The organism is Paenibacillus sp. FSL L8-0470 (assembly GCF_038008625.1).
GTDB lineage: Bacteria > Bacillota > Bacilli > Paenibacillales > Paenibacillaceae > Paenibacillus_AQ.
The window spans coordinates 3,201,545-3,225,490 of the sequence record NZ_JBBOZM010000001.1; the positions used below are offsets into that span (position 1 = coordinate 3,201,545).

General features: G+C 48.3%; 19 protein-coding genes. 17 read left to right on the plus strand and 2 right to left on the minus strand.

Going from position 1 to position 23,946, the window contains the following annotated elements; translation table 11 throughout:
• Positions 1-34 precede the first annotated feature (34 nt).
• Entirely contained in the window at positions 35-799 is a 765-nt protein-coding gene (locus NST99_RS14475) for an exodeoxyribonuclease III (RefSeq protein ID WP_340899846.1), read from the plus strand.
• 85 nt (positions 800-884) lie between these two features.
• Here NST99_RS14475 and NST99_RS14480 read toward each other — a convergent pair whose 3' ends face one another.
• Positions 885-2,021, minus strand: a complete 1,137-nt coding sequence (locus NST99_RS14480) for a VanZ family protein (protein WP_341092607.1) — start codon at positions 2,019-2,021, stop codon at positions 885-887.
• A gap of 189 nt (positions 2,022-2,210) precedes the next feature.
• On the opposite strand from NST99_RS14480, the gene NST99_RS14485 reads away from it, so the two are divergent.
• The 6 genes from NST99_RS14485 to NST99_RS14510 all read left to right on the plus strand — a co-directional run bounded on the left by NST99_RS14485 (position 2,211) and on the right by NST99_RS14510 (position 7,023).
• Positions 2,211-2,558, plus strand: a complete 348-nt coding sequence (locus NST99_RS14485) for a hypothetical protein (protein ID WP_341092609.1) — start codon at positions 2,211-2,213, stop codon at positions 2,556-2,558.
• A gap of 143 nt (positions 2,559-2,701) precedes the next feature.
• Positions 2,702-3,193, plus strand: coding sequence for a sigma-70 family RNA polymerase sigma factor (locus NST99_RS14490; RefSeq protein ID WP_341092610.1), 492 nt, complete (start codon positions 2,702-2,704; stop codon positions 3,191-3,193).
• Entirely contained in the window at positions 3,186-3,836 is a 651-nt protein-coding gene (locus tag NST99_RS14495; protein WP_341092612.1) for a hypothetical protein, read from the plus strand. The genes NST99_RS14490 and NST99_RS14495 overlap by 8 nt, the downstream gene beginning before the upstream one ends.
• A 111-nt stretch (positions 3,837-3,947) precedes the next feature.
• Positions 3,948-5,180 (plus strand): aminopeptidase, encoded by a 1,233-nt coding sequence (locus NST99_RS14500; protein WP_341092613.1) that lies wholly within the window; start codon positions 3,948-3,950, stop codon positions 5,178-5,180.
• A 168-nt stretch (positions 5,181-5,348) separates the two neighbouring features.
• Positions 5,349-5,885 carry a sigma-70 family RNA polymerase sigma factor gene (locus tag NST99_RS14505; protein ID WP_038590939.1) on the plus strand — a complete coding sequence of 179 codons (537 nt, stop codon included), beginning with the start codon at positions 5,349-5,351 and terminating at the stop codon, positions 5,883-5,885.
• A complete protein-coding gene (locus NST99_RS14510) occupies positions 5,875-7,023 on the plus strand; it encodes a DUF4179 domain-containing protein (protein ID WP_341092617.1) in 1,149 nt (382 codons plus the stop codon). The genes NST99_RS14505 and NST99_RS14510 overlap by 11 nt, the downstream gene beginning before the upstream one ends.
• A gap of 377 nt (positions 7,024-7,400) precedes the next feature.
• Here NST99_RS14510 and NST99_RS14515 read toward each other — a convergent pair whose 3' ends face one another.
• Positions 7,401-7,943, minus strand: a complete 543-nt coding sequence (locus tag NST99_RS14515; protein ID WP_341092618.1) for a GNAT family N-acetyltransferase — start codon at positions 7,941-7,943, stop codon at positions 7,401-7,403.
• Between the two features lie 373 nt (positions 7,944-8,316).
• Here NST99_RS14515 and NST99_RS14520 point away from each other — a divergent pair, with 373 nt between their 5' ends.
• The 10 genes from NST99_RS14520 to NST99_RS14565 all read left to right on the plus strand — a co-directional run bounded on the left by NST99_RS14520 (position 8,317) and on the right by NST99_RS14565 (position 23,920).
• On the plus strand, positions 8,317-8,652 hold the full coding sequence (locus tag NST99_RS14520; RefSeq protein ID WP_341092619.1) for an antibiotic biosynthesis monooxygenase: 336 nt from the start codon (positions 8,317-8,319) through the stop codon (positions 8,650-8,652).
• Positions 8,653-8,811: 159 nt separating this feature from the next.
• Positions 8,812-9,951: an amidohydrolase family protein gene (locus NST99_RS14525; protein WP_341092621.1), complete on the plus strand. Its 1,140-nt coding sequence runs from the start codon at positions 8,812-8,814 to the stop codon at positions 9,949-9,951.
• Positions 9,920-10,981: a LacI family DNA-binding transcriptional regulator gene (locus NST99_RS14530; protein WP_341092623.1), complete on the plus strand. Its 1,062-nt coding sequence runs from the start codon at positions 9,920-9,922 to the stop codon at positions 10,979-10,981. The genes NST99_RS14525 and NST99_RS14530 overlap by 32 nt, the downstream gene beginning before the upstream one ends.
• A 176-nt stretch (positions 10,982-11,157) precedes the next feature.
• Positions 11,158-13,335: a serine hydrolase domain-containing protein gene (locus NST99_RS14535; protein ID WP_341092625.1), complete on the plus strand. Its 2,178-nt coding sequence runs from the start codon at positions 11,158-11,160 to the stop codon at positions 13,333-13,335.
• A gap of 559 nt (positions 13,336-13,894) precedes the next feature.
• On the plus strand, positions 13,895-15,139 hold the full coding sequence (locus tag NST99_RS14540; RefSeq protein ID WP_341092627.1) for a sugar ABC transporter substrate-binding protein: 1,245 nt from the start codon (positions 13,895-13,897) through the stop codon (positions 15,137-15,139).
• 119 nt (positions 15,140-15,258) lie between these two features.
• Positions 15,259-16,158 carry a carbohydrate ABC transporter permease gene (locus NST99_RS14545; protein WP_076112720.1) on the plus strand — a complete coding sequence of 300 codons (900 nt, stop codon included), beginning with the start codon at positions 15,259-15,261 and terminating at the stop codon, positions 16,156-16,158.
• A 42-nt stretch (positions 16,159-16,200) separates the two neighbouring features.
• A complete protein-coding gene (locus NST99_RS14550) occupies positions 16,201-17,025 on the plus strand; it encodes a carbohydrate ABC transporter permease (protein ID WP_038590959.1) in 825 nt (274 codons plus the stop codon).
• A 42-nt stretch (positions 17,026-17,067) separates the two neighbouring features.
• Entirely contained in the window at positions 17,068-18,060 is a 993-nt protein-coding gene (locus tag NST99_RS14555; RefSeq protein WP_341092629.1) for a LacI family DNA-binding transcriptional regulator, read from the plus strand.
• 231 nt (positions 18,061-18,291) lie between these two features.
• Positions 18,292-20,460: a glycoside hydrolase family 3 N-terminal domain-containing protein gene (locus NST99_RS14560; RefSeq protein ID WP_341092632.1), complete on the plus strand. Its 2,169-nt coding sequence runs from the start codon at positions 18,292-18,294 to the stop codon at positions 20,458-20,460.
• A gap of 70 nt (positions 20,461-20,530) precedes the next feature.
• On the plus strand, positions 20,531-23,920 hold the full coding sequence (locus NST99_RS14565; RefSeq protein WP_341092633.1) for a GH36-type glycosyl hydrolase domain-containing protein: 3,390 nt from the start codon (positions 20,531-20,533) through the stop codon (positions 23,918-23,920).
• The last annotated feature ends 26 nt before the right edge of the window (positions 23,921-23,946 follow it).

The window sequence follows — 23,946 nt, forward strand, 5'->3', positions numbered from 1 at the left end:
ATAATTCTAGTGAAATGTAAGGAGAATGACGATGATAAAGCTGGTGTCCTGGAATGTAAATGGTCTGAGAGCTTGTGTGAACAAAGGCTTTAACGATTTCTTTAAGGAAAGCGGCGCAGACATCTTCTGTGTGCAGGAAACAAAGCTGCAGGAGGGGCAAATTGTCCTGGAGCAGGGTGAGGAATATATGCAATATTGGAATTATGCCCTTAAGAAGGGGTATTCGGGAACGGCGGTCTTTACCAGAATCAAACCGCTCTCCGTACGATATGGAATAGAGGAGGATACAGAGCCGGAAGGCCGGATTATTACTTTGGAATTTGCCGGTTTCTATCTCGTAAATGTATATACTCCGAATGCCAAACGGGATTTGACCCGTCTGGAATATAGAATGGAATGGGAGGACCGGTTCCGCAATTATCTGCTGGCGCTGGATCAGCATAAACCGGTTGTAGTCTGCGGTGACCTCAACGTCGCCCATCAGGATATTGATTTGAAAAATGCGAAATCCAACCGGGGGAATTCAGGATTTACCGATGAAGAGCGCGGTAAAATGACGACGTTGCTTGACTCGGGTTTTGTGGATACCTTTAGATATTTTTACCCTGACACAGAAGGGGCGTATAGCTGGTGGTCCTATATGCCGAAGATCAGAGAGCGCAATGTCGGCTGGCGGATTGATTATTTCCTGGCTTCATCACGGATGGCTCCGCAGCTGGTGGAGGCCGGTATCGAGTGTAATGTCCTCGGCAGCGACCATTGTCCGGTGGTGCTGACGATTAAGGAACTGGATTCCTAATTATATTATACTTTCAAAAGGCAAAGAGGCCGTGCGTCCCCGGTAAGGGGAACATGGCCTCTTTAGCTATTCATGAACAACTCTCTTAATTGACAACTGAATCTGTAACATCCTTAGCGGATTCCTGCGGCTTCTCCGGCCATGTAATTACATTGCAGGTCTGGCTTATGTTCTCATAGAACAACACTCGTTTTTTCTTAAAGATTCCGATAAATAGATGAACAATGAAGGCCATATCCCCTAGAAATACAGCAATACGAACAACTGTTGCTAGGGCAGGAGTCAGACCGTCGAGCTGAGAAGAAACAAGAATTAGGCGGTTCATTCCAATCAGGAGCCCATACAGCAGCAAGTATCTGGTGATCAGCATCCATAGCCGGAGCCGTTCCCCTTGAGTGCTTATGCGGATGCGCACAATCCATTTGCCAAGTGTTCTTCCTCCGGCCAGACAGGGCACCAGCAGACAGAAGACACTGGTTGATATCCAGAATGCTCCTGATACAGACAAAGCATTCAGCAGGGTGAGCCCGGTCAGCCATACGAAGGCATCCAGCATAAATGCGATGCTGCGTCGGGTGAAGGTGACTCTTTTGGCCGCCAGATCCTCGTGGTTGTCGAGCTGTTCGATCTTTGGGAGCAATCCTGAAATCCACAAGGCAATTCTGAATCCGATCATCCCGCCAAGCGTATTGGTGATCAGGTCGTCGACATCAAAGATACGGTAAGGATAATCAAAGATACCGTAGATGCCGGTGATCTGTGTGACCTCGAACAGCAATGAGAGCGAAAAGGACAGCAGAATGCACACCACCCACCTGGTGCGGAAGTAGTAGCCCAGGAACAAGCCGAAGGGAATCGTCAAGACGATGTTGAACATGGTCTGAAGAAATGCAGGCTCGCGCAGTAATGCCAGATAACTTGAGGGTTGCTGAACGGAAAAATTGCCTTCTTTCAGAATCTCCTGAATAAATTGCAGTGGGATATGCTGAATTGTATTGCCCGAAGGGGGCAGGTTGTGCCGGGACGCCGGCATCGGCAGCATGATGAGATATAAGGCGTTCAGCAGATAGAGCAGCAGCAAATAAAGAACAACTGCCCTGATCTTGTTGATATATCCATGCTTCCGGTATTGAACAATGAGAAAAGGCAGCGTGAAGAACAGCGCCGCTACAGGAAAGGTCATAAAGGCGTATGAGATCGGAAATAGATACGATTGAAACATGGTTCACCTGCCATTTTGTTAGTTTACTGAGCTTACCCGCACAGGAAGATACCCTTGCTGTTAGACGTTGCTTACTGGCGGAATCACTGCAGCAGAATCTATTTCATTATAGAAGTTTATGGAATAGGGCTCAACTTATTTATTGGCCTCATCCGGCATACATATGTTTGGAGAGGAGCGTGAGCAATCATGGAGAAGAAGGTTCAGCAGTATTATAAACTCAAAACAAAACAAAAGGAGCTTGAGAAGGAATTGGCCGAGCTGCGGCAGGATATTTTGTCTTACTGCAGTGAACTCGGGGAGACGGAGGCAGTGATTGGCAGCTACAAGGTTAAGCTTGTCACGCAGAACCGCAAGGAATATGATGATGAAAAGCTGTACAACACGTTGTCCGACCCGGAGGTTTGGCGTCTGCTCTCAAAGACTGATCCGGCAAAGGTGGCCAGTCTGACCAAACTGAATATCATCGCAGAAGAAAAGATTCAGCATACTTACGCTGTGAAGACCGTGACCTTGTTGCAGGTGGATAAACAATAGGCACTGATGTTGCACGGGTTAAAAGAACCCTTTGCCCTATCTATGAGAAACAGACAGCGGCTCCTGCATGGGGCCGTTTTTTTGTGAAGAAGTGAAACATATTCGCTGGTTCCGGCGTGTTATCAGTGAAGGGGGGAGACGGATTGGAGAAACAATTGCCCTGCACTGAGAAATACATAACTGAAATGGTCCGGAAACATTCAGACATGGTACTGCGGCTTGCCTTAGCTTATGTCAGGAATATGGCTGATGCGCAGGATATTTGCCAGGATGTTTTTATCAGACTGTTCCAGCATCATCCTGAGTTTGCAGATCAGGATCATGAACGGGCATGGATGATAAGAGTCACTATTAACCGGTGTAAGGACATGCTGCGAAGCCCATGGAAAAGGTACATCTCTGCTCTGGAAAGACCGGAATTGCCCATACCTGAAGCGGAGGAGCGGGAGTTGGTATCAGCAGTGCTGAAGCTTCCCGTCAAATACCGGATAGTCATTCATCTCTATTATTTCGAAAATTACAGCACGGCAGAGATCGCCGCAATGCTGCAGTATAAAGAAGGTACAGTCCGCACACAGCTGAAGCGTGCAAGAGAGCGGCTGAAAGCCGTAATGGGAGGGATGGAGGATGAATAAATATGTGACTGGGATGAGGAAAATTACGGCTTCAACAGAGCTTGCAGAGAGGATAGTGAAGAAAGCCGTTCAGGAAAAAGCTGAATCGGATACAGGTAAGCCTGTGCTAACCCGCCGTTATAGACTACAACCTGCCGTATCCATCATCACCGCAGCGCTGGTTCTTCTTTCACTGCTTAGTTTGTTTCTGATCCAGAGTAACGGCCAGCGCCAGCCGGGTCAACGCCCCTTCCTGTCAGACATCTTCGCGGTAACGGTGTATGCCGCAAACGGTGAGCCGCAACAGGTACAGCCGGAAATTAAGTTCCCCATCGGGGACTATCGTGTGACCAACAGCAGGTCGCCGGGATTTCCGATACAGATTACGGCTGACGGCGCGGATGAAATCAGGCTGCAGACAACAGAGGGCAGTTTTCTTCGCTGGACTCCGCCGGATTATATGGTGCATGAGCTCGGAACAAAGACGGCCATTGCATCCGGAGATACGATTTATTGGTCGCCATTACCCAGCAAGAATAGGGAGTGTGAACTGACCCTTACTGCCTACAGTAATCATACTGAAATTGGCAGGGCGCTTATTAGGATACAGTCTGACGAATCCGGTACTTACTCTGGTAAACTGGTGGAGAATGAACAACAGTAGAGGTCAAATCATAAAGAATCGCAACGTGGATCAATTTGCGTTAAAATAACAAGAGCAGTTCGTTTGGATTTGTAGAACTACAGCAATCTTGGATATGGAGGAAAAGAAGTCATGAAGGATTTTGAAGTGATGCTGGAGAAATATGCGGACCTCGTTGTGAAGGTCGGAGTAAATGTACAGCCTGGACAAGTGCTGATGATCCATTCTCCCCTGGAGACAGCCGAGCTTACGCGCCTGATCGTAGGCAAAGCCTATGAGGCCGGTGCTAAATACGTCATGGTTGACTGGGATGATGAGGCGGTTACGCGCATCCGTTACGAAAAGGCTCCCGAAGACTCTTTTGGTTATTACCCGCAATGGCATGCGGATATGCTGGAGGGTTTTGCCGAAGAGGGTGGAGCAATCTTACATATTAAAGTACCCGATCCGGAGCTGTTCCGCGGCATTGATTCCTCGAAAGTATCAACAGCCGTCAAGGCTGCTGCAGTGGCGCGGAAGAAATATCAGAACTATACCCGGAACAATAAAATCAGCTGGTCCCTCATCAAAGCGCCGACGCGTGCATGGGCGGATAAGGTATTTGCCGATCTTCCAGCAGAAAAACGAGTGGAAGCGATGTGGAAAGCGGTATTCCAGATGAACCGCGTAGGCAGTGAGGACCCTGTTGCTGCCTGGCGGGAGCATATTGCCCAGCTGAAGCAAAGCCAGGACCGGATGAATGCCAAGCGCTACAAAAGCCTGCATTACCGCGCCCCCGGCACGGACCTGCATGTGGAGCTGCCTGAAGGCCATTTGTGGCGCGGCGGCGGCGGGGAGAATGGCAGCGGAGTATACTTCGTAGCGAACATGCCTACGGAAGAAATCTATACGATGCCGCGTCGCACAGGCGTCAACGGCACAGTGGCCAGTACCCTTCCTTTGAATTTGAACGGGCGTCTAGTGGATGGCATCACCGTTACTTTTACAAACGGCAAGGTTACCGCATACGATGCCGAGTCCGGGCGTGAGCATCTGACTTCACTTCTGGAAACGGATGAAGGTGCTTCCTATCTGGGCGAAGTGGCCCTGGTGCAGCACGACTCACCAATTTCCCGTATGAGCCGGGTATTCTATAATACAGGCATCGATGAGAATGCTTCCTGCCATTTTGCACTGGGCAGTGCCTACCCTGTTAATATTGAAGGCGGCGTTGGACTTAGCAGTAAAGAATTGCTGGCGAAAGGCGCCAATGTAAGTTTAACGCATGTTGATTTCATGGTCGGCTCAGCTGAGCTTGATATCGACGGTGAACTGGCGGATGGTACCATTGAACCCGTGTTCCGCAAAGGAAACTGGGTGCTGTAATATACAATTATCTTAAAGTCGTAGTCCCGCTGAAAGGCTGGGTTACGGCTTTTTTTTGTCAATATTCACTTTGCGGACTGAAGCAAAGGATAAATTACAATTTAAGAAAACTGTTTGCGCGCTCTCCCCGTCTTAACTATGTAAGGTAAGGGGGAAGGAGGAGGAAAGATGACGATGTCCGGGGTAGAGATGAAGAGGGTTAGCAGTACAGTGTCGCGGGAAGAATCTGTGTTCTATGACACTGTGATAGAGCATAGCGAGCAGCTGTATCGTATAGCTTACAGTTATTTGGGCAACCGGAACGATGCGCTGGAAGCGGTACAGGAAATGACCTGCCGGGCCTGGATCAAGCGGAAAACGCTGAAAGATCCCAAGGCATTTAAATCTTGGATCATCCGGATTCTGATATATGTCTGCATAGATGAGCAGAGAAGACGCAAGCGCAGTGTTCCGACAGCGGACGAACAAATGCAGGAGCCCGTTACAATGCATAATACCAGCAGGATGGAAATGCTCTGGGCACTTGAACAAGTGAAACCTAAGTACCGTCATGTGCTGCTGCTTAAATACTACAATGACATGACGTTGACCGAGATTGCGGAATTGTTGAATAAGCCGGAAGGGACAATCAAAACCTGGCAGCATAAAGGGCTTAAGCAGCTTAGGACGATTATCAGGAATCGGGGTGACTGGAATGATCAGTAACAAGGAAGAAGAGGAATTGCTGTCAAACGCGGTTCAGATGCACCAGCAGGTAGAAGTGGAATTGGAGCAGCAGAGCAGCGCGATAAGATTTGCGGTTCAAAAGGGGCTTGAGAGGGGTAAGCGAAAAAGCAAGATGGCTTTATTCTCCAGAAGCACATTCATGGGATTTGCCGCAGCTGCTGCGGTCGCCATTCTGCTGTTTGTTCTTCCCTATATCCAGTCAGAGCCGCAAACGGCCCGGCCGTTGCAAAGAATCGACTGGACAGGGCTGGAGGATTTCAAAGATCTTTCTTCATTTGATGTCGACGACGAAACCGTCTATTCCGCACTTAGAAACGGATATATTCAAAAGATCAACAAATCGGTGAGCAGCGAAGGGTTTACGGTGACCTTGAACGCCGTTACTGCGGACGAGAATAAGCTTATTATGCTATACACGGCTACCACAGATAACGCTAAAGAGATTCACAGTATAAATAGTGCAAAACTTGAAGACAAGGCAACGAACAGTTATTTGAAAGATACGATGCGGGTGGCCAGCCATTTTAGGGGACCGGGTGTGAAGAGTTACAGTAAATTCATCGGGCGGAGCACGTTCGACCTCGACCGTAACAAGCCATTCCCTGAACAGCTGGAAGCGGATTTTAAAATTGCTTTGGTAGATCCTGGCATGATGGAGGACCCCAATTCGGAAATTGCTTATGAAGATGTACAATATTCTCCCAGTCTTAAAATCAGTTTTACTTTAGCTTCCAAGTTTAAGGAGCATCCAACCCAAACCATATATCCCGACAAGACTTTTACACTTGAAGGGCATGAGATAACGCTGACCCAGGTTGAATTCTCTCCGTTAATGACCAGGGTGAATATGGCGATGAAGGAGGACGAGCGTGATCAATGGCAGATAAGAGACAAATTGTTTGTGGCGATCAGAGGAACGGAAATTGCCTCTGAGACGAAAAAGGATGTGGATCAGCTTCTCTCGTACTCTGGGGGCGGGACGGATGAGGGTTTTAGTTATCTGCTCAGCAGCAATCTTTTGGATAACCCAAGGTCTATGGAACTGTTAATTAAGACTGGATCAGAGGAAGAGGGACTATCGGAGATCAAGCTTAAGATTCCTGTAGTTAATCAATAACCTTTGCCTTGTACACACTGAAACTATATAGATTGAACTTGTGGTTTTAGATTTCAGGACCAGTCGCAACTACAGTGAATATTTGGACTTCCGGCCGCTGTTGTCTTCAAATTTCTTGATTTTAACCGCTATAGCGGTAGAAATCCGAAGACTGCTTATGCTTTCAATGATGCTAGCTTTCCTTCGGAAAGCTTTCAGGCGGACACTACCGTTCCTCCAGTTCCAAAATTCCCCTCCGTTGCTCTTTCCCTTTTCTCAAGTTTTTAAGTTCAATCTATATAGTAATAAACTGGGTCAGCATGGTCGTGCTGACCCAGTCTCTTTTATCCCTGTAGATGAGAGGTATCATTGAATACTTGTAGGGAGTGCTGCTAGCCTTATACATTAAGCTGGACCCAGTCTCTTTCAAGCATCGAATAGATTAGCTCATCACACCAGGTTTGATTGCAATATCTTGTCTCCCGGAGTACGCCATCCTTGATCATGCCCACCCGGATCATCAGGTTCTCAGAGCGGATGTTATCGGCGTTGGCATACGCTACGATTCGATGGGCCTGAAGCGACTCAAAGGCATAGCAGGTCATCAGCCTGACCGCTTCCGCAGCATAACCCTGCCGCCAATAATCCGGATGCAGCGCCCAGCCGATTTCCCATTCCCTGATTTCTGACCAGTTCAGCTTAAGGCTGATGCCACCTAAGGGGATGTTATCTGCAGTTCTGCAAATGATCAAATTGAAATGTTCACGGGGTTTGCACTGTGCATGTGATAAAGCTGCTTCAAAATCCTTTTGAATTTGTGCGGCATCCGGTTTGTGGTTCTCGAAACGGGTGGTCAGCTCATGACCCTCCAATTCCCCGAAAAAAGTACGGTCGCTGCCGGTAAAATCCCTTAGCTGTATTCGCTCGCCTATAATTTCCATTCTCTATTGCTCCTGTCTGTCTCCATTATTAAATCGAAACACCATCTTAGGTCCATCTACAGTCGTTTCAAGCTTCTCTTCATACTTGCCTGTGTCCGCAAGTTTGATCTGAACATTCATAACAGGCCAGCTTTCTCCAGTAAAGGATGGATGTAATTTATAACGAGTATATATTTGCCTAAAACCTCGTACAAGAGAGAGTTCAGTTAAAAAAGAAGTATGCACCTAATCCGTAGAAGAAAGACTGTTTTTCTATCCGACTGGAAATGATAACGATTATCAATTAAAATAAACAGAGAGTTGTAACAAGAGAATATGCCAAGCAAAAGCAGCAGAGCTAGAGGCGCTTATGGCATCATAGGAGGAATAATTGATGTTTATTCAGACCAGATCCATCGTCATTGAGAAGGGGAATAGCGATAAAGTGATTGAAAAGTTCAGTGCACCGGGGGCGCTGGAGGAAATGGAAGGGCTCATTGATATCAGCGTTACGCTGAACAAGAAGAGCAAGGATAACGAGGAGGTCCTGCTCCTGATCCGCTGGGAATCAGAGGAAGCGTGGAAGAATTGGGAGAAAAGTGATGCTCATATCCAGGGTCACCGCAACAGCAGGGGCCAAGAGAAGCAGGCTTTTATCATCAGCACAACGGTAAATATGTATGAAGTACAAAAGATAAAAGAAGGCAAGGCCTACGGAAAACAAGTGTAGGATACAGACGGCCACGGTGGTTTGCAAAAGAACCGCCGACGGCTGGTTTGACAACTATGTCGGAAACGTTCCCGAAAACGACATTTACATAATATAGATAAAGAATTATAATTATCGTTAATATCGGGAACGTTTCCGAAAATAAGGAGGTATCTGATCATGATGCGCAGAAATGTGGTGTGGCTGCTCGGCACTATTATTGTACTCGCAGCACTGGCTGGTTTGTATCTGCGGAATGAGCAAGCCAAAGATATAGCAGACCCTGTGTTAGAACAGACAATACAGTCCTCTATGCCCAATACAGCGGAACCTGCCGCTGCAGAAGCCAGCATTGCTCCCGATCAGGCAGACAATCCGCTGACAGATTTAGTTGCCAAGTATAAGGACCTGGGTCTTATCGACGCCCATAATCATGATGCCAGTCTAATGAAGTATATTCTTATGCTAAAGACTTGGAAAGATCATGGGGTGCAGCAAGTAGTACTGTTTGGTGATGTGTCTGAACCAAGTGCCGTTATTTCCGATATGTTTGCATGGAAGGCTTATCAGGAGCACCCGGAGACTATTATTCCGTATTTCTGCGGATTTGACCTGCATCGCGCAGAGAGCCTGACGGTAGTAAGAAATAATCTGGAGCAGGGATATATGGGCATTGGCGAAATCGTTGCTGCCTCCACGATGTCACCGGTTGTATCCCGGGTGGCCTGGAAGGCCAATCATCCTCTCGATGGCTATCTCCCGCAAATCTATGATTTGGCCGCTGAATACAAGGTGCCGGTGCTGCTGCACATTGATCCGCCTAGCGGTATGCCGGTTGAGAAGCTGGAGCAGGCACTGGAAGAGCATCCGGATACGATGATGATTTTTGCGCATATGAATGCCTACAATACACCGGAAGAGATTGAGCGGCTGCTTTCCGCACACCCCAATTTATATGCTGACTTTTTTGCCGGGTTCTCTATTTATAATCCAGCTGGGGGTGCGCCGGAACAATTCATTCCTGTCATGAAAAAGTTCCCCGACCGCTTTATGCTAAGCACAGACTCCGGGTATGGAATAGCGGGTGAAGAACAGGCAATAGCAGCGATGTACCAAATGCTTGAGCTGATGGAGGATCCTGTCCTTGCGCGGAAAATCGCTCATGACAATCTGGCCGCGCTCATACAGGATCAACCCGCAACCAAAACTCAGCGTCAAGCTCTGCGCAAGCTTGAGCAGGATACCGGAAAGGACTATCATGTGGAAACGCTCTTGAAGGTGGAGGCGGGTGAAATTTTGGCGGAAGCCGCAAAAGGATGAGATCAGCTTGGAAGTGACAATACAGCATATTGCGAAAAAGCTGGGCTTATCGGTCAGTACCGTATCCAGAGCGTTGAACGGCAGTTACGGTGTACATCCGAGAACCATAGCCCGCGTGCAAGAAGCGGCCCAGTCCCTTGGATACGTCCCCAATTTGGGTGCCAAGCAACTGGTCACCCGTAAAAGCAACCTGGTTGGTGTATTCATGCCGGAGATGGAAAAGGAGTCAATTCGTGAGTTCGACGATATTTTTACCACCTTAAGAAAGGCTTTACGGCTCTACCAGAAGGAGATTCTAATTTTCTCAGTGCCCTTTACGGAGTATAAGCCCAACAGCTTAACCGAATGGGTGCGGATGAGAAATCTGGAAGGCTGTGTATTCATGCCACCCTTTGCCAAGAATCACCCGCTTATTAAGGAAGCGGTAAAGCTGCAGATTCCCTCTGTAAATCTTGGCTCAGCTGTAGGGCCACGTTGCTCGCTGGTTGCCTCTGACGACCGGGAAGGCGGGAAAATGGCAGCCGCCTATTTGATTGGGCTAGGACATCGGAGAATCGGCTATATTACTGGCCCCCCGGATGTAAGCATATGCGAGGAACGCTATAAGGGCTTCAGCGAGATATTTTTATCCGAAACAGGGACTCTCCATGATTCCGCCCAGCTGGAATATGGAGATTTTGGCGGGGAGAGCGGAGCGGTGGCAGTCCTGAAACTGCTGGCAAGGGCACCTGAGCTGACGGCGGTTTGCTGCGCAAATGACTTAATGGCAATGGGTGCGGTTATGGAGCTTGCCCGCAAAGGCATCTCCGTGCCTCAGGATATCTCAGTAATGGGCTATGATGGAGCATTTTTTACCGCATATAATAACCCGCCGCTGTCTACAGTGCGGCATCAGTACGAACGCATGGGGACACTCGCTGCTGAAATGCTGCTTGAAGTGATGAACGGCGGAGCCGGCAGAACATTGAAGTTAGTCCCGGAATTGATCCGCCGGGAATCGGTTAATGCTAACCGAATTTCAACGGATTAATGAATTGAATAGAAGGGCAGTGAGGTCATCTCAAGTCTGCTAATTGTTCAGAGAAAATAAAGTTGCAGACTGAGAAAATAAAGTATTAGACTGGCAGGCGTTTCATAAGCTAACAGAAACTTTTCGTAAAAACTAATTTTGACATCTATTCCAAAAAAACGGAACGGAGAGTTTGAATGATGAAAAGTCGATGGATAACTGTAGCTGTGCTATTTTTGTGTCTGCTTTTGCTGTTAACCGCCTGCAGCGACAACACACCAGTAGCTGAGATGCAGAACACAGCAGGGGCACTAGATACATCTGAGGTGGTCGAGTCAAGTGCTGCTCCGATAACCGTGCCGATGGCGGAAATGGACTCGCCATCTAACGAAGCTGGGCTCACCTACGAAGTAACCCGGAAAGATGCAAAGGAAAAGGCAGATCTCCTCACGAAAACTTACGATACTAACAGCGTGCAATACGCCATTATTGATCATGGCAACATCGTTGTATCCGGCCAATCCGGCAAGAATGATGAGAAAGGACAGAGGCCGCTCACGAAAGACACGATGTATGGGATCGGTTCGACGAGTAAAATGTTTACCACGGTTGCCGTTATGCAGTTCGTCGATCAAGGGAAAATCGATCTGGATACGCCGATCGTCCAGTATATCCCAGAGTTTACGATGAAGGATGAACGCTACAAACAGATTACTCCGCGCATGCTGCTCAATCATTCTTCCGGGCTGAAGGGATCCTCGTTTACGAACGCCGGTTTATTCGAAGATAACGACACCTATGCCCACGACACACTGCTTAAGCAACTGGCCGGTCAGACCTTAAAGGCGGCCCCGGGCGCTTATTCGGTTTATTGCAATGACGGATTTACGCTGGCCGAGATTCTGGTTGAGCGGGTTAGCGGCATGGACTTTACCGCTTATATCCACCGGTATATTACGGAACCTCTGGGTATGACGAGTACCGTGACACCGCTCGATTCTCCGGACGAAGCGAAGATGGCGGGACTCTATTATCCTACATATGCAGAACAACTTCCGGGCGAGACGATCAACGTGATCGGAGCTGGGGGCATTTATTCCACGGCGGAAGATTTGGCTCGATTCTCGCAAGTTTTCACGGGGGAAGCGGAAGAAGTCTTGTCCGGTAAATCGGCTGCGGCCATGGCGCAAGACGAGTACAAGATGCCATTGTGGCCTGACGATGCGGACAACTCATTCGAATACGGTCTCGGCTGGGACAGCGTCAATCTGTATCCCTTCAGCGAATACGGGATGAAGGCGCTGACCAAAGGCGGGGACACGTCTTTCTATCACGCGTCGCTCGTTGTGCTTCCCGAACAGTACATGGCGGCAGCTGTTGTCACTTCCGGCGGGAACGGCACGTATGATCAGCTTCTGGCGAATGAAATCCTGCTTCAGGTGCTGAAAGAGAAAGGGACAATTACTGAATTCAAGCCTGAAAAGTCATACGGCGCGCCGGTAAAATCTGATATGCCGGAGTCCATGCTGCAGTATTCGGGAATCTATGGCGCAACCGGTACAACGATGAACATCAAAATATCCGAAGACGGCGTAATGTCCATCACTTCGGAGCTGTCACCTGATAATCCGGTCCAAACCTTCGAATATTCGGCAGACGGCATGTTCCATAGTTCGGATGGAAATTCGCTGATCAGCTTCGTGACGGAGGAGAACGGCCGTATCTACTTATGGCTTCGTCAATACACTTTAGTGCCGGGTCTTGGGCAGATTGCTATGTCTGTATATAATGCCGAGAAGCTCCAGCCCCAAGATATTCCGGCTGAGACCAAGGAAGCATGGATGCAGCGCGACGGGAAGAAGTATTATCTGCTGACTGAGAAGTATACGTCGATTTCTTATTTGAAAAAGGTAATCACCAACTTGAATGTGTCGAAACAATTGCCGGGGTATGTGTTGGATAAGCGAATAACCGGCCCGAATTCAGCTGTCTCCGAATTGCAAATTCCGGGATTGAACGGGCGGGATCTCTCAGATCTTATGTTCTTTACACATGACGGCGTTGAGTACCTGAGTATGGGTGGAATCATCTTAGTGAACGAGGACGCCGTGAAGCCTATGTACGTCGCTAAGAAGTCAACCGTTACGATTCAGCCCGACGGCTACGCCAAGTGGTATACGATAAGCGACAAAGACGGGGGTAAGACTATTAAGGTGAGCATGTCCCCGAACGCTTCCTTCGCCGTTTATGATGCCAAGGGAATATGTATCTATTTCAGTGTCATCGGAGGCAAGGATCCGGTCGTACTGCCCTTGGAAGGATCCATTGTTTTCGCCGGTGATGCCGGCACGAAGTTCGAGATTTCCGCTCAGTAACTTCGCAATAAGCATCTTGGCTGTTGCAAGGAAGACTGAAATTCGGCGTATTTTCATCATCTGTGGTGCTGCGCTTGCGCTAGTCAATACTTTATTTTCACCGAACAGCAATACAGTTAGGACGCGCTGAGTTTTGTACAGGGCGTCCTTTTTTGTAAACATTTATACAGCAGATTCCATAATTTACTTTTTCGAAACTGAGATTAATCCATATATTAACACTGCGTCCTTGAGTTGGCTGTGAAAAGCTGTTTTTTTTAATAAGCCACTTGAAATCGCTAACACATGGATTTATAATAGGGCTATCGAAACGATTCGAATCAACCATCGGATGAATTAGCAATATGTTCACGAAAATGCTCATTCAACTCGAAAAATGTCTAAATATTCGTTTCATTCTACATTTTTTGGTTAATATTACCTGTGACTACCTCGGGGAATAAGAAAAAGAATGATAATATTCGAATTTTTTTTCGATAATAATCGAAACGTTTCGATGTAAGGGCTTTTATCATAGTTTTTTAAGTTTTGCTCATACTAAAACAGGGGTGAAAGAGAAATGAAGAAAAAAACTGGAGTTACGATGATGGCAATGTTGATGAGTTTCTCATTAGTTGCGGCGGGTTGCGGTAATAATTCCAACAATGCTGCTTCGGGAGACAACAAGACGCTTAAAGTATGGTTCATGGGTACATCTGATACCGTAGAACCTATTGCTAAAATGTATGAAGAAAAAAATCCTGGTATCAAAGTGGATGTGCAAGCGATCCCATGGGATACCGCACATGATAAGCTGCTGACCGCAGTTGCTTCCAAAAACGGCCCGGACGTTGTTCAGATGGGTACCACATGGATTCCTGAATTTGCTGCTGCCGGAGCTTTGAAAGATATGACTCCATACATCGAAAAGTATCCAAGCATGAAACCGGAGAACTTCTTTGACGGAGCCGTTGAAACGACCAAATATCAAGACCAGACGGTTGGTATCCCATTCTATGTTGAGACACGGGCGCTGTTCTACCGCACCGATATGCTTGGTGATGTTGGTTACCCTGAAGGTCCAAAAACTTGGGACGAGCTGAAGGATGCAAGCAAGAAGCTGGTGGCAAAAGGCGGAGCCGGACATTATGCCTTGCCGATTGAAGGTAAAGACTCTATCTACCCTGTAATTTTTGCTTGGCAGAACGGCAGCGAAATTATTGATAGCAACCGTAAGCCGCAGTTCAATCAACCGGCCTATGTGGAGACTGTTAATTTTCTGAAAAGCTTCTATGATGAAGGATTGTCGCCTAAAGGCACTGACCTTGATACTGTAGCAGCATTCAAAGACGGAACGATGGCTATGTTCATCAGCGGTCCTTGGATGATCCAGACCGTAAAAGAGAAAAACCCTGAAATTGACGGCAAATGGGCTGTAACGACATTGCCTGCTAAAGTAACCAACACCTCTTCCATTGGCGGTGCTGATCTATCCATCTTCAACTACAGCAAGAATCCGGATGAAGCTGCAAAATTCATTGCTTTCATGGCCGAACAGGATGCACAGCTGAAGTATTTCGAAACCTCTAACTCCATGCCGGCACTCAAAGCAGCTTGGAAGAACGAAGCGCTTCAGGATCCAATGATTGCAGCGTTCGGTAAACAGCTTGAAAATTCCCGCCCGGCTCCAACGGTCAGAGAATATGAAGAAATTGCACAGGCTGCAATGGCTGCTTTCGAGCAGATTACCATGGGCGGAGCGGATACACAAACCGAGCTGGACAAGCTGAACGCCAAAGCGAATGAATTGCTGGGCAACAAATAATTATTGAAGTATTGTGTCAGGCGGACTGCCGGGATCTCCTTTTTACGGAGGTTCCGGCATTATGCCTGTATATCCTTCCACACGGAAGAAAGTGAAAGAATGCGAAGGGGTGTGATGTTGTGAGTTCATTTGTCAAGCAGTGGAACAAGCATAAGTATCCATATTTGTTTATCGCGCCCGCGGTAATCCTGCTGACCCTTTTTTCGATTATCCCGATAATTATCGCACTGGTCATCAGTTTTACGGATATGGATTTGGTGGGGCTTGCGGATTATTCGAATATAAGTGCTATTGGTTTTGATAACTATTTTAATATTTTCAAAGATCCTATTTTCTTAAAGTCGATGTATAACACACTTATTTATGTTGTTGTCGGGGTTCCCTGCGTGGTTATTGCTTCCATGGGGGTTGCATTGCTGCTGAATTACGGAACAGGCTGGCTGTTTAAAAGCTTCCGGGTGATTTATTATATGCCTTCCATTACCAACATTGTGGCCGTAGCCGTAGTATGGGGTTATTTATACAATGGTTCGTACGGTTTGTTTAACTATGTTCTTTCCTGGTTTGACCTGCCTGCGCAGCAATGGCTTCAAGATCCTGTGCTGGCGAAATTTTCACTTATCCTGCTGGCATTCTGGAAATCAATTGGTCTCAATATGATCATCTTCCTGGCGGCCCTTCAGGGAATTCCACGTTCGTATTATGAAGCTGCGGAAATCGACGGTGCAACCGGCTGGAAGAAGCTGCGCTACATCACCGTTCCTTTGCTTGGATTCGCTACTTTCTTTGTAACCATTACGACCCTGATCGGCTGGATTCAGTTCTTCGAAGAGCCGCTCGTGATGACAAAAGGTGGACCGCTGAATGCAACGATGTCAATGGCGCTCTTTATTTACAATAACGGGTTCCAGCTGAGCAAATTCGGTTATGCGGCTTCGGGTTCATTCATACTGTTCATCATCATTATTATTGCGACACTTATCCAATTCGCGGTCAAAAAGAAAGAAGTGGAATACTAAGCTTCAGCGTGATGCTGCAGGCTTAAGAAGGAGGGAACTAGCATGGCACTGAAGATGAAGAAGATGGAAAAAGGAATTATGATTACCCTGCTCGTTGTCGGAGGACTTCTGATGATGGTGCCGTTTATTTGGATGATCGGTTCATCCTTTAAACCAGAGAATGAATTTACGGTGATTCCACCGTCGCTTTTCCCGGCGCACCCAACGTTTAACAACTACCGGGATTTGTTCGTGAAGATGGATTTCTTAATTTACTTGAAAAATACACTGATTATCGTGTTATGTTCTTTTGCCGGACTGTTTCTGAATGCGATGGCCGGATATGCTTTTGCGAAATTTGATTTTCCGGGCAAAAATAAGTTCTTCTTTATTATCCTGGGTACGATGATGATTCCATCACAAGTAACCATGATCCCGACGTATCTGATTATTAATCAAATGCATCTCGTAAATACGATGGCGGGTATCGTTCTGCCCGGCTTAGTAGGGGCATTTGCGATATTCTTGTTCCGTCAGTTTATGACTACCATTCCGATGGATCTGCTGGAAGCGGCAAGGCTGGATGGAGCGGGCGAGCTGCGGATCTTTTTCCAGCTGATGGTGCCGATCGTGAAGCCGGTATTTGCGGTGCAAGGGATTTTGACGTTTATCGGGGCCTGGAACAGCTTCCTGTGGCCGCTGATTATTGCCAATGACGAGAAACTGTATACACTTTCAGTAGGTTTGTCCTTGCTCAAAGGCCAATATGGTACAGCGTTTGGACTGCAAATGGCTGGTGCGGCCTTTATGGTCATTCCAATTATTATCATATTTATCTTCTTCCAGAAGCATATCATAGAAGGATATACGATCTCTGGGATAAAATAGTATATAGAGAAATAATGCAGGGTTCAGGAAGGGTTGAAATGGATGGCAACAATCAAGGATGTGGCCAAGCTGGCGGGCGTAGCCCTGTCCACAGCTTCGTATGCGATGAGCGGGGACAGCAAGGTTAGCGCAAAAACGAGAGAAAAAGTTCTGGCAGCAGCAAGACAGCTGAATTATCAAAAAAACGGCTTTGCCATGGATTTGAAGCGGAGCCGGACCAATACGATTGCACTCATATTAACGGATTTATCCGGTCCTTATTATTCGGAGCTCATCCGCAGCATTCAGGATGTCACGCTATCCAACTCCTATGACCTGATTGCCTGCAGCTCGATGGGTGGAAAAGATTCGACGGCTGTACGTTATTTACTCGAAAAAAGAGTAGATGGCGCTATTGTGCTGGCTCATAATATTACAGTAGATCTTCTTCATGCTGCTGCGGGTGCGCGTTTTCCAATCGTCGTGATGGATCGACTGATTTCCGGTGAAGGCCTTATCAATGTGGTGGTAGACAGCGAACAGGGTGGGTATAGTGCGACCCGTCATCTGATTGAAAAAGGGCATCATTCTATTGCTTATATTAGCGGACCTGCTAACTCTTATGACAATGCACTGCGTTATCAGGGGTATTTGCGTGCCATGCATGAGGCGGGTCTGAATGAAAAAACGAAGTGGAAGCTAAGCGGCAACTTTGTCCGTGAGGGCGGTTATAAAGCAACGAAGATGATGCTGGTGCAGGGTGAGCTGCCTTCGGCGGTGTTTTATGCCAATGACGAAATGGCAGTCGGGGGAATGAAGGCGCTGGAGGAAGCCGGAGTTTCCGTGCCGGATGATCTTTCGGTCATTGGATTTGACGATATCCAGTTAGCTGAATACCTTCAGCCAAGGCTGACCACCATCCGTCAACCGATGTACGAATCCGGTTCGCTGGCCGGACATCTGCTGTTCCAAAGGTTGAACGGAGATGAGGTCAACGATTTCTACAAGCTCAAGATCGAACTGATTGAACGGAACTCGGTTAAAATCAACAGTTAACCGGAGCTGGATGCGATAATCCCGCCGAACGCTTTGTTTTTGGCCTAGCGCGGCGGCAAGCTTCCGGTTATTTATCGGGCAAGAGTAGATTCTGGTACTCCTACTGCTCTGTATTGCTGTCGAAATTAATAGAAACGTTTATGAAATATATACAACTCATACTGTAAGAGACCATATAAATAAAGAGATAATAGAATAGAAACGTTTCGTTTCGGTGGAGGGAACACAACCATGACTGAACATCTCTATCACAAATATGTTAAGCACATGACACTTGAAGAAAAGATAGCCCAGCTGCTGCAGCTCGCAGCCCCCTTTTATGACGAACCGGGCGATCATTCAGAAATCACCGGACCTATGGAGGAGCTCGGTATCGGCAGCGAGACCAAACTTGCGGCTGGTTCCGTACTTGGAATAGCCGGTGCGGAGAAAATGATGGCTGTGCAGAAAGAACATCTGAAGAATAACAGACTTGGCATTCCATTGCTGTTTATGGCGGACATTGTACATGGATTCAAGACGATATTTCCGATTCCCCTGGCGATCGGCTGCTCCTGGAACCCGGAACTCGCTAAACAGAGTGCAGAAATCGCCGCGCGTGAAGCCGCAGTATCAGGACTACATGTAACTTTTGCGCCGATGGTGGATTTGGTCCGAGATGCCCGCTGGGGCCGTGTGATGGAATCAACGGGTGAAGATCCCTATTTGAACTCAGTATTTGCCAAGGCATTTGTACAGGGCTTCCAAGGGGATGACCTGAGAAATGATGTATTCCGTGTTGCAGCCTGCGTGAAGCATTTTGCAGCTTATGGACTGTCTGAAGGCGGACGTGATTACAATTCAGTCGACTTGTCGGAACGCCAGCTGCGCGAATACTACTTGCCGGCCTATAAAGCAGCGGTAGACGCAGGAGTCGAGATGGTGATGACTTCCTTTAATATTGTGGACGGGATTCCGGCTACCGGAAACAGCAAGCTGCTGCGCAGCCTCTTGCGTGAAGAATGGGGTTTTGAGGGGATCGTCATTTCAGACTGGGCGGCTATTAAAGAAATCATTGCCCATGGCGCTGCCGAAGACGAAAAAGAAGCCGCCTTTAAGGCAATCTGGAGTGGCGTCGACATCGATATGATGACCACAAGCTATGTGAATCATCTGCCCGAACTGGTGGCAGAAGGCCTTGTGGATGAAGAGCTGATTGATGAAGCTGTGCTGCGGATACTGAAGCTTAAGGAAAAGCTGGGCTTGTTCGAGAATCCAATGCGTGGTGCGGATCCGGTTCTTGAACGCGAGCTTGTGTTCTCCGGCGAGCATCGCCTGGTTTCCCGCAAGCTTGCCGAGAAATCCAGTGTACTGCTTAAGAACGAAGGTGTGCTGCCGCTGGCGCCTGAGCAACGGGTTGCATTGATCGGTCCGTTTGCGAATAGCGGAGATATTCTGGGCTGGTGGTCTTGGACCGGTTCTAAAGAGACGGCAGTCAAGCTTGGTGCATCCATGCGTATACTCAGCAAAAATCCGGGCAATGTGATTATTGCTGAGGGAAGCGGCATCGACACGATCAGCGAGTTTCAGCGTAATGAGGCCTTGAAAGCAGCTGCAGATGCTGATGTAATCGTGCTTGCGGTCGGTGAATCTTCAGAGATGAGCGGTGAAGGCGGCAGCCGCAGCAATATCAAATTGCCGCAGGCGCAGCTGGAACTGATTGAGCTGATGAGAGGGCTGGGCAAACCTTTAGCTGTTGTCCTGTTTAACGGCCGCCCGCTTGATCTGCATGGTGTGTATGATCTTGCTGATGCTGTACTTGAAGCATGGTTCCCGGGAAGTGAAGGCGGTGCTGCGCTGGCGGATCTGTTATACGGAAAGGTTAATCCATCCGGAAAGCTTAGTATGTCCGTTCCTTATTCCGTTGGCCAGATTCCTGTTTATTATAACTCCTTCAGTACCGGCCGTCCCAAACCGGAAGAAGAGACAGGCAACCGTTATATTTCCCAGTACCTTGATATTCCTAACGAACCGTTGCTGCCATTTGGCTTCGGTCTAAGTTATACGGATTTCACCTATGAGCGACTTACACTTTCAGCGGAGACAATGAAGGGTGATCAGCCGATTGAGGCGAAGGTGACTGTCACAAATACCGGGAAGATGGCTGGAACAGAAACGGTTCAACTTTATATCCGTGATGTATCGGCAGAGGTAGTCCGCCCGGTTAAAGAGCTGAAAGGCTTCAAGCAGGTCGAGCTGGCTCCGGGAGAAAGCAGCGAGGTCGTCTTCCAGATTGACGAAAGTATGCTCCGCTATCATCACAGTGACCTGTCCGTAAGCAGTGACCGCGGCCAATTCCGCCTGTTCATCGGCGCTAGCAGCAAGGATGTTCAGGCAGCATCTTTCCGTTTGCTTAAATAATGCGAAATGTAAAACACAAATACTGACGAATAGCGGCAATCTGCCGCAGCAGATAAGGAAGTGAGTAGAAATGACAACTATAACAGGAACTGGCTCCAAGCTGTCGCTTCACGAGGATGGGTTGACTTTTACTTTCCTGGAAAGCGGCGACCTGTACCAGGCTGTCGGCGGGACGATGATGATCAATCAGCTGCTGTCTAATAGCGTAGACGGTGCGCCCGGAAATCTTTATGCGCGTTTGCACCTGCAGGATGGCATTCAGGTCTTTCCGCTGCTAGGTGTGAAATCGAGCAGCCGTTTCCGTCAGGACGGCAAACGCCTGGTGTGGCAAGGTGAAATTACTGCGGGTCCGGATGTGCCAGGGCTATTGACGGATATCCGTTATCAAGTGCTATTTACTTTGTCCAGCCGTGGGGTGTGGTTCTGGGATGTGAAAGTTGAAGGCAGCAATGTGCTGCTGGACGTCATTTATAGTCAAGACGTGGGAATTGCTTCCCCTGCAGCTGTCACCAGTAATGAAGCCTATTTATCGCAATATATTGATCATGCGGTATTTGAGGATGAGAAGTATGGATATGTGGTCTGCTCCCGGCAAAATCAGCCGCAAGGCGGCAAGTTCCCGTACCTGCAGCAAGGTACTCTCACCGGAGCTGCCGGGTATTCCACCGATGGCTTCCAGTTCTTCGGATTATCCTACAAGGAAACCGACAAACCGGAAGCATTGTACCAGGAACAGCTGGCCAATGAGATTTATCAATATGAATTTGCCTATACGGCGCTGAAATCCGAGAAAGTTCAACTGGATGGAGCCGCACGTTTTACTTTTTACGGACTGTTCCGTGAAGATCATCCCGCAGCCATTACAGAGCTGGAATTTAATTCGGCACTGCGTCAAGCGTGGGATGAGGCTGAAGCCCTGGGAGACGTTCAGGAAACAGGTCATTGGCTGAATCAGGCCTCCTTATCTTCACGTTTTGGAACGCCGCTGCAAACTGTAGACATGCTGGAGGAAGAGCTGAACTCATTGTTCCCGCAGAGATTTGAGGAAGAACGTGATGGCGGCCAGCTGCTAGCCTTCTTTACCGGCACCTATGAGCATATTGTGCTCAAGCGTAAGGAATTGCTGGTCGAACGTCCGCACGGGCATATTCTGATGAGCGGGGACAATGCTCATCTGGGTGCTGAGGTCATGACCACAACCTCGTATATGTATGGGATTTTCAACTCCCAGGTGGTAGTCGGTAATACGAATTTCAATAAAATGATGTCCAACCCCCGTAATGCGCTGAATGTGTACAAGACTTCAGGACAGCGTATTTATGTGGAAATGGATGGACAATACCGTATGCTTACGATGCCGTCGTTATTTGAAATCGGCTTTAACTACGTGCGCTGGTACTATAAAACTCTTTCCGATACGCTTGTGATTACCAACTATACAACAGTTGATTCACCGGAAGTAAAGCTGCATGTACGATCTGTAAGCGGCCAAGCCTACCGTTTCCTCGTCAGCAACCAGATTACGATGAATGTGGCCGAGTATGAGGTGCCTTACCAAATGGCTCAGGATCCGAACGGAGTGATCAGCTTCCGCGGCGAGAAGTCCGGAACGAGTGCTGAGGTATATCCTGAGCTCACTTACAAGATGTTCCTGGAGGGTGCTTCTTACCGTCTGGGAGATGAAAGTCTGCTGGCGGACGGACCGGTTCAGGGCAGTGCTTCGCTTGCGGTGCTTGAACTGGAGGAGAGCGCAGAGTGGACGCTGACACTACAGGGCTTGCTGGACGGCAAGGAACGTCCGCTCTCCAATAAACCCGTCACAGAAGAAATCACCCGTTACCGTGAGTTTTTCTCCGGTGTCATGAATGGGTTCAAGCTGACACAGGAAAGCGGAGTCGAAGGCGGACTATTCAAAGTGAATGCGCTGGCCTGGTGGTACACTCACAATATGCTGGTCCATTACTCAGTGCCTCATGGTCTGGAGCAGTATGGCGGCGCAGCATGGGGGACACGTGATGTGTGCCAGGGACCGGTGGAATATTTCCTCGCCACACACAAATATGAGCAGGTGCGCGAGATTCTGCTGACCGTGTTTGCCCATCAGTATGAAGATGATGGCAGCTGGCCACAGTGGTTCATGTTCGACAAATACACATCCATTCAGCAGGAAGAAAGCCACGGCGATATTATTGTCTGGCCGCTTAAAGTGCTGGGGGATTATTTGCGGGCAACCCTTGATTTTGCTGTGCTGGATGAACAGATTCCATATACACGCAAGCACAGCTTTGACTTTACAGAAACGACAGCTTCGCTGCGGGAACATGCCAACAAAGAGCTGGATTACATTAAATCTCACTTCCTGCATGATACGTTCCTGTCTTCTTACGGCGACGGGGATTGGGATGATACGCTCCAGCCGGCGAACGCACAGCTGAAGCAGTATATGGTCAGCAGCTGGACAGTTGCACTTACCTATCAGACAGTGCTCGGTTTATCCGGAGTGCTGCAGAGCAATGATGAAGCTTGGTCAAATGAGCTGAAGCAGATGGCGGAAGGGATCAAAAGTGATTTCAACCGTTACATGCTCGGAACGGAAGTGATTCCAGGCTTCCTGTATTTCGAAGATCCGCAGGATGCCAAGCCATTGCTTCATCCAGAAGATCAGGAGACCGGTATTCAATACCGGCTGTTGCCGATGACCCGCAGCATGATCGGTGAGCTGCTCACACCAGAGCAAATGGAGTCGCATTATAAGCTGATCCTGGAGCAATTCCTCTGCCCGGATGGTGTGCGGCTGATGAATCATCCGGCGCAATATGCCGGCGGAGTCAGCACACATTTTAAACGGGCGGAGCAGGCGGCTAATTTCGGACGCGAAATCGGACTTCAATATGTGCATGCGCATATCCGGTTCGTAGAAGCTATGGCGAAGATCGGCAAGCGGGATCAGGTATGGAACGGACTGGCGGTCATTAATCCGATTGGGATCCGCGATGCCGTGCCGAATGCTGAACTGCGTCAGAGCAATGCCTACTTCAGCAGCTCGGACGGGAAATTTGCTAACCGTTACGAAGCGCAGGAGCGGTTCAATGAGCTGCGGAAGGGTTCCGTAGCCGTTAAAGGCGGCTGGAGAATTTATTCCAGCGGTCCCGGAATCTACATGAATCAGCTGATCACAAACGTGCTCGGTATCCGTGAGGACGGCGGTGACCTCATCATTGATCCTGTACTGCCGGATGAACTGGATGGAACCCGCTTTGCCTTCGAATATGGCGGTTCGCCGGTATCGTTCATCTACCACTGTGCAGAAGGCAGTCTCCGCTCTGTAACCGTGGGCGGCAAGGAGGTTCAGGCCGAACGGCTTGCCAACCCTTATCGTCTTGGAGGATTGCGGATCAAACAGGCAGACTTTGAAAATCTGCGCACAGCAGAAGGTACTGTAGTCGATATTTATATGTAACAACAAGAAGGGGCCGCTGATTAAGC

Coding starts and splice junctions, on each gene's coding strand:
- NST99_RS14535 (WP_341092625.1), top strand. CDS start 11,158: ATGATGAAAAGTCGATGGATAACTGTAGCTGTGCTATTTTTGTGTCTG.
- NST99_RS14510 (WP_341092617.1), top strand. CDS start 5,875: ATGATCAGTAACAAGGAAGAAGAGGAATTGCTGTCAAACGCGGTTCAG.
- NST99_RS14550 (WP_038590959.1), top strand. CDS start 16,201: ATGGCACTGAAGATGAAGAAGATGGAAAAAGGAATTATGATTACCCTG.
- NST99_RS14520 (WP_341092619.1), top strand. CDS start 8,317: ATGTTTATTCAGACCAGATCCATCGTCATTGAGAAGGGGAATAGCGAT.
- NST99_RS14495 (WP_341092612.1), top strand. CDS start 3,186: ATGAATAAATATGTGACTGGGATGAGGAAAATTACGGCTTCAACAGAG.
- NST99_RS14525 (WP_341092621.1), top strand. CDS start 8,812: ATGATGCGCAGAAATGTGGTGTGGCTGCTCGGCACTATTATTGTACTC.
- NST99_RS14505 (WP_038590939.1), top strand. CDS start 5,349: ATGACGATGTCCGGGGTAGAGATGAAGAGGGTTAGCAGTACAGTGTCG.
- NST99_RS14540 (WP_341092627.1), top strand. CDS start 13,895: ATGAAGAAAAAAACTGGAGTTACGATGATGGCAATGTTGATGAGTTTC.
- NST99_RS14480 (WP_341092607.1), bottom strand. CDS start 2,021: ATGTTTCAATCGTATCTATTTCCGATCTCATACGCCTTTATGACCTTT.
- NST99_RS14555 (WP_341092629.1), top strand. CDS start 17,068: ATGGCAACAATCAAGGATGTGGCCAAGCTGGCGGGCGTAGCCCTGTCC.
- NST99_RS14565 (WP_341092633.1), top strand. CDS start 20,531: ATGACAACTATAACAGGAACTGGCTCCAAGCTGTCGCTTCACGAGGAT.
- NST99_RS14515 (WP_341092618.1), bottom strand. CDS start 7,943: ATGGAAATTATAGGCGAGCGAATACAGCTAAGGGATTTTACCGGCAGC.
- NST99_RS14560 (WP_341092632.1), top strand. CDS start 18,292: ATGACTGAACATCTCTATCACAAATATGTTAAGCACATGACACTTGAA.
- NST99_RS14485 (WP_341092609.1), top strand. CDS start 2,211: ATGGAGAAGAAGGTTCAGCAGTATTATAAACTCAAAACAAAACAAAAG.
- NST99_RS14500 (WP_341092613.1), top strand. CDS start 3,948: ATGAAGGATTTTGAAGTGATGCTGGAGAAATATGCGGACCTCGTTGTG.